Source organism: Peptoniphilus sp. BV3C26, assembly GCF_000478985.1.
Classification (GTDB): domain Bacteria; phylum Bacillota; class Clostridia; order Tissierellales; family Peptoniphilaceae; genus Peptoniphilus_B; species Peptoniphilus_B koenoeneniae.
Genome location: NZ_AWXB01000005.1, coordinates 47703 through 68020 on the forward strand (window position 1 = coordinate 47703; position 20318 = coordinate 68020).

Here is a 20318-nt window from a genome sequence, read left to right on the forward strand (position 1 = left end):
GCTCTAATTTTTCTTATTTGTGACTTTAATCACACTCTTGTAAATCAAAAAAACCATTATCATTACAAGAAATGTTACTAAATATAAACCCATTATATAATTTGGAAACACATTTTTTATTATTTCCAAGAAAGATCCTGGATAGGGATCTCTTATATAAAAATAGTTGGCATCGAAAACTTTATTTAAAAATTTTATTACAGGTAAAATCCCTATTAAAAATATAAGCGGATATAAAATTTCCTTAAACTTAGGCACATATTCTTTTGAAATAACAATGTATAGAGGATAAAAAGTATTTATCCCATGAATAATCCAAGAAGAAATTGCAACATAAGATAATTTATTAACTTCTGTCCAGCCTGGCGTAAACAAACTTAAAAAGGCTGCAGGCATAAATAGAAAAAATAGACAGGATTTTATAAATCTCTTATTTATAAAAGCATCTACCGCTATAAATTCTGCCCCGAAAAGGCAAAGATGAAAGGGCAAATATGAGCTGTCATAATGTCCCGTTAAAAGCACAGCTATAAGCCTTAAAATTTCCAAAGTAATAGGTGTTACTGCAAGTATTTTTCTAAAAGTTTTACTTTTTTTCCATGGTTTGTAAAAAAGTATTCCGAAAAAAATAATAAGAAGTACACATGTAAAATGATATACTCCATAAAATTCAAATCCGGCTTCTCCATAATTTAAATCCCAAAAATTTCTCATAAATTTATTTCTAAAATAAAATTTTTATCCTTTACATATATTTTTCCCCTTGCATTTATTTTGGTTAAATATTCCTTTATAATTGCAAGGCCTAGTCCAGTAGAATTTCTTGATTTTTCAATGACAACAGATCTGCCAAATAAATAATCGTAATCTCCGTCTTTTAAATCAGTGTCATTTATAAAATATAAAGATTTCTTTTCTTTATTATATTCTATCTTTGAATGACTCTTTGAATATTTTAACATATTATCAAGAGCATTGAAAACTACACTTTTTAAAGATTTTAAATCGCTTAATATTTTTACATTTTCCTCCATGCAAAATTCCACTTCTATATTTTTCTTATTAAAGTCATCATAGTAAAATAAGAGTGCTTGAGCTAAAAGTTCATAGAGATCTATTAATTCAAAGTCCAAATTTTCATTTATGCTGGCAAGAGAATACTCGTAAAAACGCTCTATAAGTTTAGATAAAAACTGACTTTTTTCTTTTACAGTTTTTAAATAAGAATTTTCTTTATCATCTATTAAATCTAAGTAGCCTAAAATAGATGTAAGAGGAGTTCTTAAATCATGGCTTAAATTTGCAAGTATTTCTTTATGTTTTTTATTAAGATTTTCAATTTCAACCCTTAATTTTTGATTTTCAAGAACAATGCTATTTAATTCTTCATTAACAGAGTCTAAATCACCGTTGCCTGATAAAGGCACTTTGCTTACAGACCTATTTTTTAAAATCGAAAAAAAATTATCTTTAAAATTTTTTATTATCTTTTTTTGATAAATAATATATGAAATTAAAATTACTATTATAAAAAGAAATAATAAGCTCATTATTCCAACCTTTTATTTTTTAATTTTGTAAATCCAATTATATGAAAAATAATGAAATAAACAAGACTTACAGTGAAAATAAACAAAATATTATTTATTTCAAAATTTAAAAATTTTATATTTTGAAAAATTTCATTACCTATAGGTATAGCTCCTATCAGTTTTTGAAAGGAAATTTTATTAAGCTCAAGGAAAAAATCGGTTTTAAATAAATAATTTAAAAGTCGAGCAACAAAGTTTAAATTGCTAATAGCAAAAAGCCAAATAAAAACTGTTACTACTTCTTTTTTTATCAAACAGTTTAGAGCCATTATAAGGGCAATTGCAGAAAAAAGAATGGGCATTTCTAAAAGTAAATGTAGGGAAGAACTTTTTATTATTTCAAAAGCTCCTCCTATATTTTCCATTTTAAGGGCAAGGACTATAAATAAAATAAGAAAAGCATATGCTGCACTTATAATCCCGTATATACTAGTAACTATTATCTTAGAAAGGTATATTTCCCTAGGGCTTATTCCTGATTCAAATCCCCTCTTAAGTCCCCCCTCTTTAAATTCTCTGCCAAAGGAAGGATTTGCCACTAAAATTGTCATTGCTAAAGCAAAAGACAAAACTAAAGAATTTACCGTTCTTTCCGTTCCCACATAATCTTCAGGTAAAATTTTTATATTTACAAAAATTCCTAAGAGCAAAATAATAAGAGGTAAAATAAATAAAAAGTAGTTTGATTTATCCTTCCCTAATCTATAAAATTCGCCCTTTAAATAGTTTTTCATTGAAATCTCCTCCTTTTAAAAAATGTCATTCCTATTAAATTAAATAAAATAATCCATATTAATGATACTAAAATAACTCTTACATAAGTTTTTGAATCTATCTCAAAATTATTTATTCCTATTTTTGCTAAAATATCTACAATTAATTCTGTAGGAAAATATTGGCTTATTTTTGAAAAAATATTTATATTTAAGTTGTTTAAAATTCCCTCTATGGCTTTATAAAAAAATGTAAAAAATAGCCATGCAAACACAGTTGCTATCTCGCTTCTGCTTAAATATAAAGCCATTTGTATAAAGGCTCCCAAGGCAAAAAGTGGAAATACTCCAAGGGTAAAGATTTTAAATAAAGTTGTAAAAAATACTAAAACTTGCCTAAAATTAAAGCCCAAGAGCAAATTTCCCAAGCTGAAAATTAAAAGCAAAAATAATATATAAAGGCATCCTATAAGTATTATTAAAAAATATCTTGCCAAATAGGTTTTGTTTGTTGAGTAGCCTGCTTCAACTTGCCTTACCTTTCCCCCTTCTCTAAATTCTCCTGACAGAACTGTAAGTCCCACAAAAATTGTGAAAAGAGGCGATATTCCCACTAAAAGCAAAACCCAAGGAAGCATATATGGATATGTGTTAGTTTCAACACTTAAATCTTTTAAGTTAGAAGAATTTGCCCCCTTCATTTGTAAAAATAGAACTAAAATTATTAAAGGAACAAAAATAAGCCAAATCCAAATACTTTTTTTATTTTTTATTTTATAAAACTCAGCTTTTATAAAATTTTTCATTTTTCCTCCATTAAGTTTACATAGTAATCTTCAAGATTACCTTCATTTTTTTTATAAGATTTTAAAAATATTCCGTTTTTTCCAAGAAGTTCCTGTAATTTTTTTATGTCCACTTCATTATAAACTTCCACAAAAGAATCATTTTTTACTTTATAGTCTTCAGTAAACTTATTTTCTTCAAGAATTGGCAAAGCTTTTTTCAAATCAGGATCTTCAAATTCAAGTTCATAATACCTTTTGCTTTTTTCATGTAATTTTTCTAGGCTTATTTCTTCAATTAACTCTCCTTTTTTTATAAAGGCGAATTTATTTGCCACAACTGAAAGTTCCGATAGTATATGAGATGATATTATAATACTTGTGGACCATTCCAAATTAATTTTTTTTATAAAATTTCTAAGCTCAACTATACCTTGAGGATCCAGGCCATTTATAGGCTCATCAAGGACTAAAATTTTAGGTCTATTCATAGTTGCTGCAACCATGCCAAGTCTTTGTTTCATACCTGTTGAATAGGATTTTACCTTTTTATTTAAACTGTCATCAATTTTAAAAGTTTTACATAAATCCCAAATATCTTCATTTTTAGGATCCAAGCCTTTTAATTTTGCTATATAAATTAAATTTTGCTTTCCTGTCATATAATCATAAAAAGCAGCATTTTCTATTAAAAATCCCATTTGACTTCTTGCTTTATTAAGGTCCTCTTGACTTTCTTTTTCAAATATTTTTAAGGTACCGTCACTTTTATTTATATGGCCTGCAAGAATTTTTAATAAAGTGGACTTTCCAGCTCCATTGGGACCTACCAAACCATAAATATTCCCTTCTTCAATATTTAAATTCAAATTTTTCAAAGCTTGAAAATTTCCAAATTTTTTATTTAGATTTCTTGTTTCTATAATCATAATAATTACCTCCTGATACTATTATCAGACACTTAATTTAATAAGGTCTTAAGGAATTCTAAAGTTTTTCTAAAAAAATAACAGGCTATTTTCTTAGCCTGTATCCTATTCCCCAAACTGTTTCTATATACTCTTCTGAATCAAATTTTTTTATTTTGTTTCTAATGTTTGAAATGTGAACATTTATAGTATCTTCATCAGCTGCAAAATTATCTTGCCAAACAGCCTCGTACAAATTTTTCTTTGTAAAAATCCTGTTTTGATTTTCTATAAAAAGTTTTAAAATGTTGAGTTCGGTTTTTGTAAGTTGAAGCTCATTTCCATTTATTGTAAAATTTTCCATTTGTTTATTATATTTTAAATTTTTATAATTTAAAGATGAATTTATTTTTGAAAATTCTCTATAACGTCTTATATTTGCTTGAATTCTTGCAAGGACATCTTCCTTTTCAAAGGGCTTTTTTATAAAATCATCTGCCCCTATATTTAATACATTGACCCTTGAATCCACATCTATTTTTGCACTTATAACTATTATAGGTATAGAAATTGACTTATCTCTTATTTCTTTTATAAATTCTTCTCCACTTTTTACAGGCATCATTAAATCTAAAATCATCAAATCAAATTCTTCCAAATCTTTTTGCAGCAAAGCCTCCATAGCTGTAAAACATTGGCGAACTTCATAGTTTTCCTTAATTAAAATATCCCTTAACAAATTGTTTATATCAATGTTGTCTTCTATAATTAAAATTTTCACCTTATCACCTTTTTTAATTATAACATTTAATTTTCCTTACTTTCTAAAGATAATCTAAAGATTGTTTTTTCTTCATCACTTTCCATAGAAACTTGTCCTCCATGGAGTTTGCTTATCTTATCAACTATGGACAGTCCAAGGCCATAACCCTCTTTAAGATCTTTATTTCTTGAAGAATCAACTTGATAAAATCTGTTAAATATTTTCTTTGAATCTTCCTTAGAAATTTTTTCCCCATCATTTATTACCTCAAGGATGACTCTATTTTTTTCCTTGAAAAGTCTTATTTCTATATAAGTTTTTTTAAATTTTATTGCATTGGAAATTAAATTATCAAATAATCTTTCAAGCATTATTTTATTACCTGATACTTTTAAATTTTTTTCCACATCTATTATAAATTTTATATCCTTGTAGGCACTCTCATAAATTTGACAATTATTTAAAATCATTTGAGAAAAATCTATTTTATCATCCACCTTAAAATCTCTTTCAAGCTTATCAAGCTCCATTATTTGATTTATCAAAGCCCTCATCTTTTCCGATTGCTTGTTTATTATCTCAAATAACTCCCTTGCCTCTTCATCTTTTATATATTCTTTGCCATATTCGCTTTCGCTCATTATAACCGAAAGAGGAGTCCTAAGCTCATGGGAAACGTCAATAGTAAGCCTTTTTTCTCGGTCTAAAGACTCTTCGATAGTATCTAACATACCATTAAAAGTCCTGGCCAAATCATGAACCTCATCCTTACCTTCGCCAATTAAAATTCTTTTTTTCAAATTCCCTTTTTCCTTTATCTCCCTTGCAGTATTGGTTATATTTCTAATAGGCTTAAAGGATTTATCAGCTATTTTATAGCCTATATATATTATTAAGATAATTAATATAGGGCTTAATACTAAAAATAATAAAAAGAACTTACTTAGCTCATGAAAAACTATATTTTCAGGCAAAATTCCCCTTAAAAAACTGCCATTCTCATCTAATTTAACATCATAATAAAGATAAGATCCGTCTTTTCTTATATATTTTGAAATTCCCGAATAGCTCACAGGAAGGTTAGCGTCAAAATCTTTTGGTTTTATCCCCTTTATTCCTCCAAACTCATCGTAAAAAAGAAAAAATACCCCATTATCAAAATATTCAAAATTGCCCTTCTTATTTTGTAAACTTTCTACAGTTTTCTTTAACTTTTTTTCAGCCCTATTCTGTAAAATATTTTTTGAAATGAAGACAGAACTTGTAAGCAAAATTATAAATAAGATTATTATAAAAAAAGAATACCAGGCAGTTATTCTTTTTGTAATAGGGATTTTTTTTAATTTCACCCCTAATTTATTGGTCAAAAATTCCATATCCAAGTCCTCTTTTTGTAGTTATCAACTTATTTGAATTTTCTATATCTATTTTTTTTCTTATATTTTTAATCAAAACATCTATAACATTAGACTCCGCAGAAGAATCATAGGGCCAAACACCATCTCTTATATTTTCCCTTGTTAGAATTTGATTTTTATTTCTTAAAAGGTACTCTAAAACTTGGTACTCTTTTGCAGTTAAATCTATAAGCTTGGAACCTCTTTTTACCTGCTTTTTATTTATATCCACAATTAAATCAAAAACCCTTATTATATTTGAACTTTCCCCATTTTTTCTTCTGACAATAGCTCTTATTCTCGCAAGAAGCTCCTTAAAATCAAAAGGCTTTATTAAATAATCATCTCCACCTAAGTCAAGACCCCTAACCCTATCTTCAATAGTATCTTTTGCAGTTAAAAAAAGTATAGGAGTATCATTTTCTTCATCCCTTATTTTTTTTGCAAATTCAAATCCGTCCATTTCAGGCATCATAATGTCCAAAATAATTAAATCATACTTTGTATATGCAACAAAATCCAAAGCTTCCAAGCCATTATAGGCATAATCAACTATGAAATCCTGTTTTAAAAGGTGCTTTACTATAATTTTATTTAAATCTTTTTCATCTTCTACAACTAAAATCTTCACATCTATCACCTATTTTAGATTATCACATTTTTATGAAAATAAAATGAATTTTATTTTCTCTTTTTTACGCTCTACATAAAGCATTTTTATTTTTAAAAATTTTCAATTGAAATTTTTTCTATATTTTTTATTTTTCGTTTTTTATTTTGTTTCAAATCATTCGCCTTACGGCGATCGGACCAATAAATTGGTCCCTACATTGGCTTGCAAGGGTTTATTTTTTTGAAACCTGTTCGAATAAATAAACCCTACATTGGGTTTTATGTTTTTTATCGTACTTGGGATAAAAATGCCATATATAATATTTTTTTGTGAGGGGGACCGATGGGCTAAATGCCCCTAGGTCCCCCTCACACTCCCCTCCTTACCCCACAATCTTTTTCACACCAAAGAACTTACTGCAATCAATCTCCTCTATTTTTTTGTCCTTGTTTTCTGCATTCAGCAAATGTTTATACATTGGCCTTCCCTTGAACCCAAAGCCTGAAAACGCTTTGACTTCTCCGTTGGGCTGCTCAACCAAAACGTCATACATAATTCTGCTTTCTCTAAAAGCCGTTTCCCCAGTCTTTTTGTCAACGCCCTTTCCTTCTTCTTCCGGCAAATACTTGATTCCAGCCCAGTTAAGCATTATAGCCATCCACTGCCTGTAGGTGTAGGAATCTCCAAAGCCAGGACCACCCGGATTTGTGGTGTAAACGTTTTTGCCTGTTTTTGGGTCTATACCCATGTTTTCATCGTAGGGTCTGGTCCAGTCGGTTTTGCCGTCCCATTTTGCACCTGATTCTTTTTCATAGGTTAGATCTGTTCCTGCAAATACTGACCCTATAGGAATCATTCCTATTAACATTACTAAAGATAGTATAAATGTTGTAATTCTTTTGAATTTCATAAATTTCGGGCAACTGCCCTTGTCTCCTTTCTTATTAATGAAAAAATATGATTATCCTTACTTTATATATTAGAGATATGTTTTTAAAATTATTCATTGTAAGAAATGTTTTTTTGCAATAAAAAAATACCCCCATAAGGGGGTATACAAAAAGATAAAAAAGTGAAAAAAGTAGAAAAAAGTGAAAAATAATAAAGATGAATATTAATAAAGTTGTTTTATATTAAAAATTTCATTTGCCAAACCGCCTAATTGGTCAGCCCTTAAATAATTTCCATTTCCTTTAAAATGAGTTTCGATAGCCTTTCTAATGGCTGGGTCGGTAATTCTATTTAGAGTCTTATCCGTAACTCCAAACATATACCTTACATCAAACTCGTAAGCATGTTCCTCTTCTCCCTCTCTGACGGTCAACTTATATCTAATTAAATCACCCATAGCAGGAGCAAGAAGTTCATCCTTACCCTTTGTCTTTAAAAAGTTATAATTTTGCGGGCTTCCAACAAATAAATCTTCAAGCTCAGTCATAGCATAAGTATCCTTAGCCCATTTTTTTAAATAAGTTCCTCCATAATTTCCATCATACAGTTTATTACTTAAACTTACATACTTTCCGTCTTTAATGTTTTTATGGCCTAATTTTTTTATATCAATATTTTTCCCATAGGGTACAAATCTTTGGTCAATAAGCTCAATAGCCATTTGCCAATCATCAGGAGCATTAGTAAAATCTTTTTTATTATCTAAACCGAAATAAAAAGGATATAAAGCTTTATTTGTTGAGCTATTGTTCCATGGGTCGTGGTAAGCAACCATTAACTGAGGAGCAACCCACTTATCAGAAACCTTACCGGGATACTCTCCTTTTACAGGTCTACTTGCTATCCTTCCACTTACAATAGCACTGTTATCACCTGGTCTATCCCAAGTTTCATATCTTTCTTTTATACGCTTAAAGGTTAAGTTTAATAATTGGTCTTCGCTTAAATCTCCTTTTGCTTGATTACTTTGGCTTGCAAGGTAAATTGCTATTTGATGTAAATTATTTTCCTTCTTATAATCTACCTTATATCCCATGTTCTCTGCTATGAATCTTAAAGGTACATATGTTCTGTTACCTCTTATTATTGGGGCTATTATGCCTGTTTGGTCTATGTTTATTTCTTTTCCATTTAGGCTTGCTTTGGTGTTTCCTATTTGTAGGTTTAAATTCCTTCCTAAGCCTGAGTTTGTCATGGTGATTTCTTGAGTTTCTCCCTTCCAGTCTACTTTAAAGCCCATGTTTTCTGATACTACTCTTAGGGGTACCATGGTTCTATTTCCCTTTGCTATATATGGATAGCCTGAGTTTTGGTTCATTTGTATTTTATTCTTATTTACGGTAATTTTAAATTGTTGATTATCTTCTCCATGTGTTTTTTCTATTATTGAAAATATAAGTACTGGTATGAGGATAAGTTTTAATATTCTTTTGTTCATTATTATCTCCTTTTTTAGTTTTTTTGCAATTTCATTTTACCATATCTAAAATAAAAAATCTCTTGTTTAATTTTATCATTTTTAAAATTTTAAATAAAAAAATAGCCATAAAAATTTTATGGCTATTGGCGCGCCTTAGAGGATTCGAACCCCCGGCCTTTTGATCCGTAGTCATTCGTACTATTAGCATTTAGGCTATTTATAGATATACTTTGTTACCAACTTGTTACCAACGGTTCGCTCTCTTTGAGTATTTACAAGGCTTAGAGGGTTGTTTCAGAATATTATTTTAAATGCTTTTAAAACTAAATATTTTTCACCATATATAAAAATAAATAAGAGGACTATCATTCAGTCCTCTTTTATTCGTCTTTAGCTCGCCAAGTCCTAACAAACCGTTTTTGTTGACGGTTTATTTTTTTTCTGTGAAAATGTAAAAAAAGACCTGGATCATTCTCCAGGCTTTTTAAGTTCTTCTTTCCATCTATTAAGTTCCAATACGCTTGCTTCTATCATGTCATCAAGTTCTTTTTCGCTTATCTTAATTCCTTGTTCGTTAAGTCGCATCAGGACATATTGCTTTTTTAATTGCCCTTGGCCTGACTTAGTGTATATTTGCTCAGCTGCCTTTACTGCTATATCTACCGCTTCCATAATGTTTACTGCTTTTGCTTGCAGTCCTTTGCTTTTTAAATAAGGTATAAGTACACCTGTGATTAAAATACTAACGACTGATAAAACCACATAAAATATATTATTTGTGTTCATTTTCTACCTCCATTGATTCTTTAATTTCTTTTATAAGATTTTCTTTTTCTTCCCAAGTCTTTAAATTCTTATACTCTGTGTGCTGCTTAAAAAATTGATGTACTCCTACCGCCGTAGCTCCAAGAAAAACTCCCTGGCCAATACTCATAAGGATCCATACGATAATCTGAATTTTATTCATAGGATCCATACGATTTGCAAGGCTTGTAATCAAGGCAATAGGTATCCCCACAATAGATAAAATGGTTGGTATAAGGCTGTCATTAATCCTATTTGACTTCTTTAAAGCTTTTCCTATCACCACAAGCACAGGTATCATGAATACTAATTCAGGGCTAAGATACTCTTTTAAGCTGAAGATTATATCTTGCATATTATCCTCTCAACTCTACTATTTTTTTGTCTTGATTCCATCCCACTTGTAAATTTAAAGCCTCTGCAAGGTCTCTTATAGCTACATAATTAGTGCCTTGGATATTTTTACCTCTAAGTTCAATATTTTTGCCATTTAAGTTAATCTTAACCTTATCGGCTTTTAAAATATTTTCCATAACCTTATCAATCCTTTCTTTCAATGCCTTTTCTTGGGCAGGCACCCCAGGACTTGACTTTGACAAATCCAATTTTATTTTTATAGGCTCTTGAACATCCTTTAAAAACTTCTCCCAAAGATTTTTTGTAAAAAAAGTTCCAGGACATCTTTTCCTGGACACATCATAGTGCCTACAAACATTTTTTATAGGCACATTAAATTTAGCTATAAGATTTTTAACCAACTCAACTAAATTTTCATAGGCTTTTCCATAGTTTCCATCTGAGTTAATGCACAGCTCTATGCCTATGGATGTACAGTTCCTTACGCCGTTTAGTGCTCGGCCATATCCTTGATTATCTCCACAGTGCCAAGCAGAAAAGCTATCTCCTATAATTTGCACTATCTCGTGGTCATCTACAAAATAATGGGCAGATGCATTTCTATTGCCACCACCAAAGAATTTGAAGTGGTTAAGAGCATTTGCTCCTACACCTGAGTTACCAGTGTCATGGATAACTAAATACTCTATTTTCTTGCCCTTCCTGCTGGAGTAATTATAATTTATGGGCATAAATCTAAAATTTACCATCTTACCACCCCTTAACTATCTTGGCAATTATTCCTGTTACTATAGCTGTAAGTATTATAGTAATGATTGTATTCTTATACTCGTCAAAAGCCTTTTTAGGCTTATCTGTAAGCTCCATCAAAGTCGCATTCATGACTTTAAGTTGCTCTTTAATGAAGTCCAGGTCTTTTTGAAAGAGTTTTATGTTCGTATCTTGTATCGAGTTATCTGTGGCGGTTTTTTCAATCTTAGCCTCGTGATCTTTTAGCGTTGCTTCGTGTCTTTCTGAAATCTTTTCTAAAAGACCGATTCTTCGTTCATGGTCGTTGCATTTTTCATTTTCCAAGATGTCACCTCTTTTTTATAAAAATTAAGGGAGGACTAAGCCTCCCAAATTATTATGCTTCTTCCTTTGCAAGTTCCCCCATGCCTAAATCCTCAAGACACTTTTTAGTTCTTTCTTTTAGTGACATTGGCACTTGAGCGAAAGTTCTTTTGCCATAAATAATAAGTGTTGCGTATACTACGTCCATTTCTACACCCCCTTTTATTAGAAGTTTTAGCAATAAAAAAACACTCCCAAAGAGTGCTACTACTAAACCTATTTTATTTTTCATTTTCAAGAGCCTTTATAACTTCATCTCTTAAAGACTTTGGCACTTGGTCGATTGTTCTTTTTCCCATTTTGATTAAATATACATATACAGCTACCATTATTTACCTCCTAAATTTGCTTCATATGTTTCTGCAAGTGCAGTCATTATAGTTAATTTATCATTTTCTAATTTTTCATAGGTTTCAGCTTGTGCCATCGCAGATTGGATTTTAAATTCTTCAAGTTCTTTTTCAATCTTTGCGTTTGGGTCAGGTTGAGGTTCTACTGTTGGTTCTTTCGGGTCATTATTTCTTTCTTCGTAAAGCTTTCTTATTTTCTCTGCTTGTTCTTCGTCAACAAGTACAGGATTATCAGCTGTTCCCTTTTTACCTGTAACTTCTTGGACTATTGCGAAACCTAAGTTTTTGTCTATTGGTTGCCAGATTATTTCGCAACCGCTTCTAATTATTTTATACATTTTCCACCACCTTGAAAACAATACCTTGTATTGTCGCGCCATTACGAATTGATTTTATCTCAGATCCCTGTACAATAAGTCCATTTTGGATATTTTCATACCCCGGAGACACTTCATTTACGTTTAATTTTCTGTTTGCGTCTTGGTAAAGAGATACTTTCCAGAGTTCTCCTTGCGGTATTACAATTTTTTCGTCGGCTTTTAATTTTAAATTAATTAGCCTATCAAATTTTAATTTTGCCATTTTATCACTCCTTAACTAAAAGTAAGTATTTGCTCTATAATATCGCTTTGTACTTCTTCTATTATGGTCTTCTTTAAATCAGCTAACATCTTATCAATCTGCTCATTAGTATATAAGTCAGGACTTGCGTGCTTACTCCTTGCATGATTATAAGCTATAAGTCCGTGGTCTCCCCTATATGCAGTTAAAGACGTTGTTCCTAATTTCAGCATATTATCAGTTATATTTTTTATAATCGAGTCCATTGCTTCTTTGCTATAAGCGTTTGTTGGAGCGTGCTTACTAAGTGCATGGTCATAAGCTACTTTTCCATAGTCGCCCCTGAAAGCAGTGTCTGAACTTTCCCCAAGTGCAAGACCTTTTTCAGCAACTGGAAGTTGATTTTTGGGTACTTTCCCATCTGCACCTAAACTTGCATAGCCCCCTGCACGACCTTTTTCTTTTGTTATTTGATAGTCTTTTAAATCTAAAATATTAGGTAAATTATTTATAAGGTCGTGAAGGTCTTTTTGAGTTGCAACAACTATTGAAGGGTCAACTTTTAAAATAACATTTGCTGCATTCGAAAAAGTTAAAATCATTCTAATTGTTATATCTTTATACGCTCCAAACTCACCTACTGGCTTATAGGTTTCTGGATGTTTTGCAACTGCAATTAAGTTTCCGTCCTTATCCTTAATGCCTGCTTCCCTAATGTAGAAGCCACCAATATCAGTCGGGATATAAGCCTCAACTAAGATTTCATTTTTATTGCTTTCTCCAATAATAACCTTAGTCAAAGCCCCTTCCCAAACTTGATTTTTAAGTTGAGTTTGGCTCTCGTTAATTTCGTAATAGCCACCTGCACCATCTCCGACACATAGAGAGGACAACTCAACTTTCTTACCCAATGCTACCGCATTGGTTATCTGCCTCTTGCCAATATCGGTTATGAGGCTGAAAAACTTTTCCGCCATTTTAATCTCTCCTTCCTATAATTATTTCTTCGTGTTCTGTATAAAAACTAGCAGCTAACCTATAAATTACATCATCATCAACATCTTTTAATTTTTCGGGAAGAATCGTTATTTCTTCTCCTGCAACTGCCCCTACACCAAGGTAAAAAGTTTTTTTGTAATTCAATTCAATTAGAACTCTTACACCTGCAGCCTTAACCCTATTAACAATTTCATAGGGAATTCTTTTTGCAATAGGACCAAGCATTAGTTTTATTGCAGCAGGCTCATTTAAGTGGTCTTTATTCCACCAAACTTCTTCAAGTCCTAAATAGACTTCTTTTATCAATGCTGACATGACATTATTTATAGTGGGTATATCCCCAATAGATAAGTTGGCAATAATTCGGGTCTTGATTAACAACCTATAAAGGTCATCATCTTCTCCAAGTCTAAATTGCCCTACATTTGCCCCTAATTTGTCTAAGGTTTCTCCCTGTGCCTTATCAATATTCCTACTGTCATTTATGCTTGCAAAACCTTTTTCAAGTTCTCCATATCCACCATATAAGACATAGTAAAGGTCAAGATTATTAGGCTTCCTAAATCTTTCAGGAAGTCGTCGCCAAGCCTTATAATATAAATCTTCTTGATTATGATACATACTCAATCACAACCTTTTCTGGGCTTGTTTTGGCAATAGAGGCTCTTGCTATTTCAATGTTTGTCTCTTTCCATTCTTTTCCATCTGTAGAAATAAAGGCTTCAACATCGGCAATTCCACCAAGACACATTGCACGTCCTAAAACTTTTGATAATACTACATCTTCTCCAAGTTTTAATCCTGCATATTCAACCCCATCGCTATCCTTTCCACCAATGTAATTTAAAATGGCTCTTTTTAATGCCTCGTCGCCCTTATAATCTTTGTCTTTTTTGATTTTTAATTTAACAAAAATTTCTTCAACCTTTGCTCTGGTAAAGCCTATTTTATGGAGTACATTCTTTTTATCTTTTACATCAATTACAATATTTCCAAAGGCTTCTATGCCTGCAGCCTTATTTTCGTAAATTGTTCTTGCAATATCTTCATTTTCTCCTCCATAGATATAGCAAGCAACAGACTTAGGAGGTATTCCATCAATAGTTTCCATTGTTACATTCTCTCTAACTTCACAATCAACAACCTTATCAATGTCTAAAAGTGCGGCAGTAATTGCAGGTACAGTTGACCCTCCAACTCTTGAGTAAGATTTTTTATATCTTTCTCTAAATTCGTTGTCAGTCTCAATATTTAAACCACCAACTGCATCATTTTTATTTATGACCCTATCCACTCCTAAAGCAGGATTTAAAATTTCAGTTATTGATTTTTCCCCAACATTGTTTTCTTTTCCTGCTCCAATGGATTCAACATAAACATCAACGCTTCCATTTTTGATAGTGGCATCTTCAAGAGTTTCAAAAACAACTCCTTTTTTAGTTGCAACCTTAAAGCCTTTTGGGATTACAATTTCATCATCTCCATAAATTGTAACTATGGTCTTACTTTTAGTTGCAGGTCGTCTTGTGATTGTTAAATACATTCCAACATTATCAAGGGCTGTCCCCTCTGCAGAGTTAACGAATGGAGCGTTATAGACGTCCTCTGCCAACTCCCACAAATAAGCCTCGTCCCAAGATAAATTTCTAATTAATTTTCCCAAAAAAGAAGTCTCTGAGGTATCAATATTGACCCCAAAGACTTTCTTAGCTCTCTTAATTCTATCTGCAACGCACTCTGGATATAGCTTTCTTCTAAATCCAAATTCTGTTAGTCCAAATTCAGAATTATTTATTTTTTTAACATCATCAATTATACATAATCCGTCTTTGCAATTATCCAAGGTCTACCACCTCTTTCAGCCAAAGTTCTTGCTCGCCTCTATCAATAATTACAATATTGATTTCAGCAGTTCTATTTTGGGCATCTCTTTCAATCGTTATATTTCTAACTTCTTTTACTCTCTCGTCCTGTAGGCAGCATTCACGAATGGCAAATTCTATGTCTCTGCTAACTCTTTTGCCACTTATGGCGGCATAATCAAGTCCTAATTCCAAATTTAAAAACCACTCATTTTTATTTACAGACAACCTATTTTCTATATTTTGTCTTAATTCCTCTTGACCCCCTACAAGTTCAAGGTCATCATTAACAACGGTATCTCCGCCTATCATTTTAAAAGTATTTTTATACATTTAACCACCTACATTTACAGTTGCTTTACCCGTTGCAATAGTGTCTCCACATGAGATAGGGTCGCCTATTCTTGCAACCTGTTTTCCGTTGCAATAGACAGTTCCACTCCCTTTTGAGGTGCTTCCATCATGGCAAACACCTTGACTATTACAATGAGTAACCCAAGTATCTCCTACCCTGTGGACGCCTTGGCCCTCAGCAAAGACATTTGACGAGCCTTGGACTGTATTTCTTGCAGGAAAGTCGGCGTGTCCTGTGGACATACTCCCTATTGTTGCTATCTTCAATTCAAATCAATCCTTTCAGCCTCAACCTTAAAATTCTTTGCCTTGATTTTTATATCTCCGTCTTTTTTAATTGTTATACTTGCAGTATTTGAAATATTTTGCATAACTAAAGCGTCTTTTTCCTCAACCTCTAAACTGTCATTTAAAAGTGTAATTCCACCAATACAGATGCAATCTGAAATGTCGTGTCCTCGCTCGGTCTCAATGCTATCTTCCCCCAATAAAATATTGTCGGTGTCGTTATCTGCAAAAATCAAAATAACTATATCGTCAGCCTCTAATGGATAATAAATTAAAAAGTCCTTGCTCCTTACAGTTGCAACTGGAACGTTAATTATCATTGAGTTGTCCTCGCTTGGTAAGGGCATGACATCAACTTTCATAGTCTCAGGATAAAATTTAACCACCTTCGCCATCTTGCAGACGTTCGTTTCCCCTGCAATATTCTTTTTAAAATCTTCAAAAAAATTGTTGGCGTGTCTATTTGCTTGCTCTCTCATATTTCCTCAACCTCTAACTCGGTGTTAAAATCTTTTGAATGTTTACCAGATATCACTCTGAAAGTGCCATTTAAAACCTTACACTCAATCTTAACTACGCTATCAGTTTCTATTTTTGGATTTAAAAGACAAGTAACCTTCCAAGTCTTTTTAGTCTCCTTGTTTTTCTTTTTGTCCTTTTCCTTTGCCACATCAGAAGTCTTATCTCCACTTTCATCTTTGTTAAGTGTCGGCAATCCTACTAATCCTGTATCTTTATTGAGGACAAAACCTGTTGTATAACCTTTCTTTTGATGCCTTATAACAATTCTGTTTTTGTTAATAAACATTTTGGACTCTGTATCTTTTACAAGTTGAGTTAAAGATTTGCTTGCAGATCCTTTAATAGTTTTACCAAGTTTATAAACTAAATCTTTTTTAGGATTTATTTCCACAATCTCGTATCCCATAGCATTGGTCAGGTCTCGCATAATAGCACTTGCCTTTGTTCCGTTGGCATAGGTCTTATTAAGTTCAGCCTTTCTCCAAGCCTTTGTTCCGTCGCCAACTGTAATTTTAGTAGCTTTATCCAAACCTTGCCATGTTGTTTCTATATCCTCAATCTCGCCTGTAAGTATATTAGCTTTGTTATTCATGTACTTGTAACCAACATTAAGGTATAGATAACCATCTCGCTTTATGTCGTTTATAGTGTCATCTGATAAGTTGTAAATGGTAACTGTGGATAAATCTGGCTCTTTCTCGTCGTTAAAAGATACATCAAAATCTATTTCAAGAGCGTTTTCTCCCAAGTTTGTAAATTTCTTTTGACCTGCCAAAACCTCAATCTCATGTATCCAAAACATATAAAAACACGTCCTCATTCATATTTTCATAATCAGCCTTATTTGCAGTTCCTGTTGTATCAAAGGGCTTTATAACAACTTTTGGCACTCCTAAATGTTTTAAGTTTTCAAAAAGTTCTACATTGTAGACCACCTTGTAATTATCAATAATTTTTACATGGTCTTTTTTCAAAGAAACCGTGAAGAAATCGCCAACAGAATTATAATTTAACTCAAATTGGAAAGTGCTATTATCAAGTACAATCTCGAATTCATAAGGTATTTGATTTTTATCAATGTTAATAAATTTCAACGTGTTTGCACCTGCTTTCTTCCTGCATTAGTTTTTTCCTTAACCTTTGTAGCAGTTTTTGCATCTTGTTTTTTAGTGTCTGGATTTTTAACATTAACCTCAAAGGTCTCAGGCTTTGCAATTTTAACGTGTTGTAAAGTAATTGAATAATCAAATCCTTTTGCGTTTTTAACTGAGTGATTAGTGTCTAAATTAGTTAAGACTAAATTTTTAAAAATATTTCTTCCTACATAGGTTAGGAGCGTTGCCTCTTTTTGATATGACCTTAAAAGTTCCAACTTTGCAGGAGCATCATTAACTATTGAACCTTGAAGCCTTAAAGTATAGGGCTTAATTTGCATGTGGTCGGAAATATCCTCGCCTTTTTCTACTGGTTTACTTGTTACATCAGCAGTATTTGACGGGTTTTCTTCTACTACTGCATCCATAATTATGTCTTGCAATTTAATTCTCATTGTATTAATCATGTAATCACGCCCTCTGTAATTGCATTTCTTTGAAGAAAATGTCTAATTGCTTTCTAACTTCTGTCGCTATGCTTTGTGGTGCTTCTTTCTCACTACCCGTATAATTAATAACAATAGTCGGATTATAATTATTTGCACCTTCAACTTGATTATTTGTTACATTTTCAGTTTCTCTGCCATTAAATAGGCTTGGAAATCCGTCTTTAGTTCCGCCTAATCTCCTATACTGTCTACTTGCAGCAGCAGTCAAGACCATTTCATCTTTGTGGAGGTTTGCAGTGTAATCGTCATGAGGCACGCTGTCAAGGCCTGTAGCATGTGAAGGTATCATACCTTTAATTTTCCCTATTGCTCCACCTACTACATTGACTGCACCTTTTATTGGCTTTGCAAAAAATGCTTTTACTGCTTCCCATTTTTGCTTTATTGTTTCTAAGGCATTTGAAACAACAGATTTCATTGCATTAAATCCATTTGCTACTGCATTAGCTGCACCTTCCAATTTTGACTTAAATTGATTTCCAAGTTCTGCTGCTTTTGCCTTGATTGTTTCCCAATGGAAAGCAAGAGCAGCCCCTGCAGCGGTTAAAAGTGCAAATGCCCCTATTGCTATTGCAACTGGTGCAGTTAACATTCCAATTCCTGCTACTAATCCACCAATAGCCACTCCAAGACCGCCAAGAACTACAAGAACAGGGCCGAGAGCAACTGCTCCCAAAGCAAGCATAGATAACACTTTTTGTTGATGTGGAGTAAGGTTTTGAAATTTCATAGCAAGCTCCCCAATTTTTTCCATAATGCTTGTGATCACTGGCATAACTTGAGTTCCCATATCAATGAAGGCGTTTCTTAATTGTTCAACTGCCTTTGCATGTTCTAATTCATCACCCATCATTTTTTCATAGTTTTTATTAACAGATCCATCAGAGTTTTTCATAGCGTCTAAAGCTTTATTGTAAGCATCAGTTCCACCCTGCGTTAAAGAGTTTGCAGCTTTTCCTGCATTGATATTTCCAAACATATCCCCAATCTCTAACCCTGCGCTTTTGGCGTTTTCTTGAATTATATTTAAAACATCACCAATATTTTTTCCTTCTTGTGTTAATTGCTTAAAAGACTTTCCAGTCATTTCCTTCAAAGCCTTGTCTGATTTTGTGCCATTTGAAGACAATTCATTAAGTAGACTGTTCATTGTTGTTGTTGCTTCTAAAGCGTTAATACCTCTTGAGGTTAAAACTGCATAACTTGCACCTAACTGGTCAAAGCCTACACCTGCAGCTGCTGCAGTTGGAATTACACGACCCATTGACTTTCCAAATTCATCAACGGTAATCTTTCCTAAGTCCTGTGTCTTAACCATTATATCCTGTATCTTTTCAACGCTTGGGGCTGCGTCTCCATAAGCATTAAGTGCAGTAGTTGTCGCATCAATTACAGTCGGCAAGTCAGTAAATCCTGCCTTAGTTAGTTTCAAGCCTTGCTCCGTAAACTTTGTGACATCTTCGGTCTTAACTCCAGATGATAAAGCTTCATACATAGCATTAGCCACTTCCTCTTGCATGATTCCACTTTCGTTTGATATTCTCTTAACTGTTTTTTTAAGTTCTGCAGTAGGTAAAATATTTTCATCCGTCAGTGTGGTTACCTGTCTTATAGCAGTATCAAGATTTTTGGCATCTGAAACTCCCTGTTTTAATTTAATTGCAAGTGGCATTGTTGCAGCAGTTAAGCCTGCCCCTACTTTTGCAATACTTCCCCCAACTGACTTAAATTTTGAACCAGTACTCGTAAGGTTATCCTGCATTTTAGACCAACCACTTTTAGAGGTCTTATCCGTCTCCTGCATGCTTTTTTTTAAACCATTTATTTTTTCGTCTGCTTTTTGGACATCACTTGCAAATTCGCCTGCACCTTCTGCCGCCAACTTCCAAACTAATTCTCTAACTGACACCACTTCACCTCCTAACTTTCTTCAATTTTTTTGACGGCTTCCCAAAGTTTATATAATTCATCTTCGGTTATTTGCATTGCTTCCGTATAAGTCAAATAACCTAACTTGATTAATTGAAGAATTGGTCTCCAAAAACTGTCGAAGTTTTTCTCTACTTCTTTTCTGAGCTCTTTGGATTTTTGACCATATATTGAAAAAAAAGGCATTCAGCAATTAAAAGTTCCAATTCTCCTAAGTCATCAAAATCCTCAATCTTTACTTTTGGATTGACAACTATATTCGCCAAACACTCATCATACATTGTTACATCATCAGTAATTCCAGACGGCAACGTCCACTTTTGTCTAATTTCTAACGCCTTTCTAATTGGCAACTTTTGCAATACATATTCTTTTTCCATTACCTTTACCGTCTTTTGTTCAAATGCCATAACTGCCTCCTATAAAAAATAAGA

General features: G+C 32.4%; 29 protein-coding genes. All 29 read right to left on the bottom strand.

Annotated elements, in window-relative coordinates; genetic code table 11:
• Positions 1-3: 3 nt before the first annotated feature.
• The 29 genes from HMPREF1253_RS00510 to HMPREF1253_RS00645 all read right to left on the bottom strand — a co-directional run bounded on the left by HMPREF1253_RS00510 (position 4) and on the right by HMPREF1253_RS00645 (position 20294).
• Positions 4-714, bottom strand: coding sequence for a YwaF family protein (locus tag HMPREF1253_RS00510; RefSeq protein ID WP_023054812.1), 711 nt, complete (start codon positions 712-714; stop codon positions 4-6).
• Complete coding sequence (locus HMPREF1253_RS00515; protein WP_023054831.1) at positions 711-1550, bottom strand: sensor histidine kinase KdpD; 840 nt, start codon at positions 1548-1550, stop codon at positions 711-713. Before HMPREF1253_RS00515 ends, HMPREF1253_RS00510 begins: the two co-directional genes overlap by 4 nt.
• Positions 1550-2326 carry an ABC transporter permease gene (locus tag HMPREF1253_RS00520; RefSeq protein WP_023054859.1) on the bottom strand — a complete coding sequence of 259 codons (777 nt, stop codon included), beginning with the start codon at positions 2324-2326 and terminating at the stop codon, positions 1550-1552. The genes HMPREF1253_RS00515 and HMPREF1253_RS00520 overlap by 1 nt, the downstream gene beginning before the upstream one ends.
• A complete protein-coding gene (locus HMPREF1253_RS00525; RefSeq protein WP_023054789.1) occupies positions 2323-3111 on the bottom strand; it encodes an ABC-2 family transporter protein in 789 nt (262 codons plus the stop codon). The genes HMPREF1253_RS00520 and HMPREF1253_RS00525 overlap by 4 nt, the downstream gene beginning before the upstream one ends.
• Positions 3108-4019 (bottom strand): ABC transporter ATP-binding protein, encoded by a 912-nt coding sequence (locus tag HMPREF1253_RS00530; RefSeq protein WP_023054792.1) that lies wholly within the window; start codon positions 4017-4019, stop codon positions 3108-3110. Before HMPREF1253_RS00530 ends, HMPREF1253_RS00525 begins: the two co-directional genes overlap by 4 nt.
• An 85-nt stretch (positions 4020-4104) precedes the next feature.
• A complete protein-coding gene (locus HMPREF1253_RS00535) occupies positions 4105-4779 on the bottom strand; it encodes a response regulator transcription factor (protein WP_023054841.1) in 675 nt (224 codons plus the stop codon).
• Positions 4780-4805: 26 nt separating this feature from the next.
• Entirely contained in the window at positions 4806-6137 is a 1332-nt protein-coding gene (locus HMPREF1253_RS00540; RefSeq protein ID WP_023054775.1) for a HAMP domain-containing sensor histidine kinase, read from the bottom strand.
• A complete protein-coding gene (locus tag HMPREF1253_RS00545) occupies positions 6118-6789 on the bottom strand; it encodes a response regulator transcription factor (RefSeq protein ID WP_023054803.1) in 672 nt (223 codons plus the stop codon). The genes HMPREF1253_RS00540 and HMPREF1253_RS00545 overlap by 20 nt, the downstream gene beginning before the upstream one ends.
• Positions 6790-7153: 364 nt before the next feature.
• Positions 7154-7681: a hypothetical protein gene (locus tag HMPREF1253_RS00550; RefSeq protein WP_023054823.1), complete on the bottom strand. Its 528-nt coding sequence runs from the start codon at positions 7679-7681 to the stop codon at positions 7154-7156.
• A 204-nt stretch (positions 7682-7885) separates the two neighbouring features.
• Positions 7886-9160 (bottom strand): copper amine oxidase N-terminal domain-containing protein, encoded by a 1275-nt coding sequence (locus HMPREF1253_RS09520; RefSeq protein ID WP_023054852.1) that lies wholly within the window; start codon positions 9158-9160, stop codon positions 7886-7888.
• Between the two features lie 450 nt (positions 9161-9610).
• Positions 9611-9928: a phage holin, LLH family gene (locus HMPREF1253_RS00560; protein WP_023054855.1), complete on the bottom strand. Its 318-nt coding sequence runs from the start codon at positions 9926-9928 to the stop codon at positions 9611-9613.
• Positions 9915-10301, bottom strand: coding sequence for a phage holin family protein (locus tag HMPREF1253_RS00565; RefSeq protein WP_023054875.1), 387 nt, complete (start codon positions 10299-10301; stop codon positions 9915-9917). The genes HMPREF1253_RS00560 and HMPREF1253_RS00565 overlap by 14 nt, the downstream gene beginning before the upstream one ends.
• Position 10302: 1 nt before the next feature.
• Positions 10303-11052, bottom strand: coding sequence for an N-acetylmuramoyl-L-alanine amidase (locus HMPREF1253_RS00570; RefSeq protein WP_023054867.1), 750 nt, complete (start codon positions 11050-11052; stop codon positions 10303-10305).
• A 1-nt stretch (position 11053) separates the two neighbouring features.
• The gene (locus tag HMPREF1253_RS00575) at positions 11054-11377 is read right to left on the bottom strand and encodes a hypothetical protein (RefSeq protein ID WP_023054776.1); all 324 of its coding nucleotides are present in this window, start codon (positions 11375-11377) and stop codon (positions 11054-11056) included.
• A gap of 52 nt (positions 11378-11429) precedes the next feature.
• Positions 11430-11564, bottom strand: a complete 135-nt coding sequence (locus tag HMPREF1253_RS10560) for a CD1375 family protein (RefSeq protein WP_023054794.1) — start codon at positions 11562-11564, stop codon at positions 11430-11432.
• Between the two features lie 73 nt (positions 11565-11637).
• Complete coding sequence (locus tag HMPREF1253_RS10565; protein WP_255349225.1) at positions 11638-11745, bottom strand: CD1375 family protein; 108 nt, start codon at positions 11743-11745, stop codon at positions 11638-11640.
• Positions 11745-12104: a hypothetical protein gene (locus HMPREF1253_RS00585; protein WP_023054862.1), complete on the bottom strand. Its 360-nt coding sequence runs from the start codon at positions 12102-12104 to the stop codon at positions 11745-11747. The genes HMPREF1253_RS10565 and HMPREF1253_RS00585 overlap by 1 nt, the downstream gene beginning before the upstream one ends.
• A complete protein-coding gene (locus tag HMPREF1253_RS00590) occupies positions 12097-12348 on the bottom strand; it encodes a hypothetical protein (RefSeq protein ID WP_023054788.1) in 252 nt (83 codons plus the stop codon). The genes HMPREF1253_RS00585 and HMPREF1253_RS00590 overlap by 8 nt, the downstream gene beginning before the upstream one ends.
• 11 nt (positions 12349-12359) lie before the next feature.
• The gene (locus tag HMPREF1253_RS09525; RefSeq protein WP_023054863.1) at positions 12360-13304 is read right to left on the bottom strand and encodes a phage tail protein; all 945 of its coding nucleotides are present in this window, start codon (positions 13302-13304) and stop codon (positions 12360-12362) included.
• A 1-nt stretch (position 13305) separates the two neighbouring features.
• Positions 13306-13947, bottom strand: a complete 642-nt coding sequence (locus tag HMPREF1253_RS09530) for a PF11041 domain protein (protein WP_023054833.1) — start codon at positions 13945-13947, stop codon at positions 13306-13308.
• Positions 13937-15169, bottom strand: coding sequence for a baseplate J/gp47 family protein (locus tag HMPREF1253_RS00605; RefSeq protein ID WP_023054849.1), 1233 nt, complete (start codon positions 15167-15169; stop codon positions 13937-13939). Before HMPREF1253_RS00605 ends, HMPREF1253_RS09530 begins: the two co-directional genes overlap by 11 nt.
• Positions 15162-15521 (bottom strand): hypothetical protein, encoded by a 360-nt coding sequence (locus HMPREF1253_RS00610; protein ID WP_023054821.1) that lies wholly within the window; start codon positions 15519-15521, stop codon positions 15162-15164. Before HMPREF1253_RS00610 ends, HMPREF1253_RS00605 begins: the two co-directional genes overlap by 8 nt.
• Positions 15522-15809, bottom strand: a complete 288-nt coding sequence (locus HMPREF1253_RS00615; protein ID WP_023054861.1) for a PAAR domain-containing protein — start codon at positions 15807-15809, stop codon at positions 15522-15524.
• A complete protein-coding gene (locus HMPREF1253_RS00620; RefSeq protein ID WP_023054827.1) occupies positions 15806-16309 on the bottom strand; it encodes a Gp138 family membrane-puncturing spike protein in 504 nt (167 codons plus the stop codon). Before HMPREF1253_RS00620 ends, HMPREF1253_RS00615 begins: the two co-directional genes overlap by 4 nt.
• Positions 16306-17154 carry a hypothetical protein gene (locus tag HMPREF1253_RS00625; RefSeq protein ID WP_036738989.1) on the bottom strand — a complete coding sequence of 283 codons (849 nt, stop codon included), beginning with the start codon at positions 17152-17154 and terminating at the stop codon, positions 16306-16308. The genes HMPREF1253_RS00620 and HMPREF1253_RS00625 overlap by 4 nt, the downstream gene beginning before the upstream one ends.
• Entirely contained in the window at positions 17138-17446 is a 309-nt protein-coding gene (locus HMPREF1253_RS00630; protein WP_023054801.1) for a hypothetical protein, read from the bottom strand. Before HMPREF1253_RS00630 ends, HMPREF1253_RS00625 begins: the two co-directional genes overlap by 17 nt.
• Entirely contained in the window at positions 17443-17913 is a 471-nt protein-coding gene (locus tag HMPREF1253_RS00635; protein ID WP_023054870.1) for a phage baseplate protein, read from the bottom strand. Before HMPREF1253_RS00635 ends, HMPREF1253_RS00630 begins: the two co-directional genes overlap by 4 nt.
• A gap of 4 nt (positions 17914-17917) precedes the next feature.
• On the bottom strand, positions 17918-19864 hold the full coding sequence (locus tag HMPREF1253_RS00640) for a phage tail tape measure protein (RefSeq protein WP_023054771.1): 1947 nt from the start codon (positions 19862-19864) through the stop codon (positions 17918-17920).
• 151 nt (positions 19865-20015) lie between these two features.
• Entirely contained in the window at positions 20016-20294 is a 279-nt protein-coding gene (locus HMPREF1253_RS00645; RefSeq protein WP_023054829.1) for a hypothetical protein, read from the bottom strand.
• Between the last annotated feature and the right edge of the window lie 24 nt (positions 20295-20318).

Coding starts and splice junctions, on each gene's coding strand:
- HMPREF1253_RS00510 (WP_023054812.1), bottom strand. CDS start 714: ATGAGAAATTTTTGGGATTTAAATTATGGAGAAGCCGGATTTGAATTT.
- HMPREF1253_RS00515 (WP_023054831.1), bottom strand. CDS start 1,550: ATGAGCTTATTATTTCTTTTTATAATAGTAATTTTAATTTCATATATT.
- HMPREF1253_RS00520 (WP_023054859.1), bottom strand. CDS start 2,326: ATGAAAAACTATTTAAAGGGCGAATTTTATAGATTAGGGAAGGATAAA.
- HMPREF1253_RS00525 (WP_023054789.1), bottom strand. CDS start 3,111: ATGAAAAATTTTATAAAAGCTGAGTTTTATAAAATAAAAAATAAAAAA.
- HMPREF1253_RS00530 (WP_023054792.1), bottom strand. CDS start 4,019: ATGATTATAGAAACAAGAAATCTAAATAAAAAATTTGGAAATTTTCAA.
- HMPREF1253_RS00540 (WP_023054775.1), bottom strand. CDS start 6,137: ATGGAATTTTTGACCAATAAATTAGGGGTGAAATTAAAAAAAATCCCT.
- HMPREF1253_RS00550 (WP_023054823.1), bottom strand. CDS start 7,681: ATGAAATTCAAAAGAATTACAACATTTATACTATCTTTAGTAATGTTA.
- HMPREF1253_RS09520 (WP_023054852.1), bottom strand. CDS start 9,160: ATGAACAAAAGAATATTAAAACTTATCCTCATACCAGTACTTATATTT.
- HMPREF1253_RS00560 (WP_023054855.1), bottom strand. CDS start 9,928: ATGAACACAAATAATATATTTTATGTGGTTTTATCAGTCGTTAGTATT.
- HMPREF1253_RS00565 (WP_023054875.1), bottom strand. CDS start 10,301: ATGCAAGATATAATCTTCAGCTTAAAAGAGTATCTTAGCCCTGAATTA.
- HMPREF1253_RS00570 (WP_023054867.1), bottom strand. CDS start 11,052: ATGGTAAATTTTAGATTTATGCCCATAAATTATAATTACTCCAGCAGG.
- HMPREF1253_RS10560 (WP_023054794.1), bottom strand. CDS start 11,564: ATGGACGTAGTATACGCAACACTTATTATTTATGGCAAAAGAACTTTC.
- HMPREF1253_RS10565 (WP_255349225.1), bottom strand. CDS start 11,745: ATGGTAGCTGTATATGTATATTTAATCAAAATGGGAAAAAGAACAATC.
- HMPREF1253_RS00585 (WP_023054862.1), bottom strand. CDS start 12,104: ATGTATAAAATAATTAGAAGCGGTTGCGAAATAATCTGGCAACCAATA.
- HMPREF1253_RS00590 (WP_023054788.1), bottom strand. CDS start 12,348: ATGGCAAAATTAAAATTTGATAGGCTAATTAATTTAAAATTAAAAGCC.
- HMPREF1253_RS09525 (WP_023054863.1), bottom strand. CDS start 13,304: ATGGCGGAAAAGTTTTTCAGCCTCATAACCGATATTGGCAAGAGGCAG.
- HMPREF1253_RS09530 (WP_023054833.1), bottom strand. CDS start 13,947: ATGTATCATAATCAAGAAGATTTATATTATAAGGCTTGGCGACGACTT.
- HMPREF1253_RS00610 (WP_023054821.1), bottom strand. CDS start 15,521: ATGTATAAAAATACTTTTAAAATGATAGGCGGAGATACCGTTGTTAAT.
- HMPREF1253_RS00620 (WP_023054827.1), bottom strand. CDS start 16,309: ATGAGAGAGCAAGCAAATAGACACGCCAACAATTTTTTTGAAGATTTT.
- HMPREF1253_RS00625 (WP_036738989.1), bottom strand. CDS start 17,154: ATGTTTTGGATACATGAGATTGAGGTTTTGGCAGGTCAAAAGAAATTT.
- HMPREF1253_RS00635 (WP_023054870.1), bottom strand. CDS start 17,913: ATGATTAATACAATGAGAATTAAATTGCAAGACATAATTATGGATGCA.
- HMPREF1253_RS00645 (WP_023054829.1), bottom strand. CDS start 20,294: ATGGCATTTGAACAAAAGACGGTAAAGGTAATGGAAAAAGAATATGTA.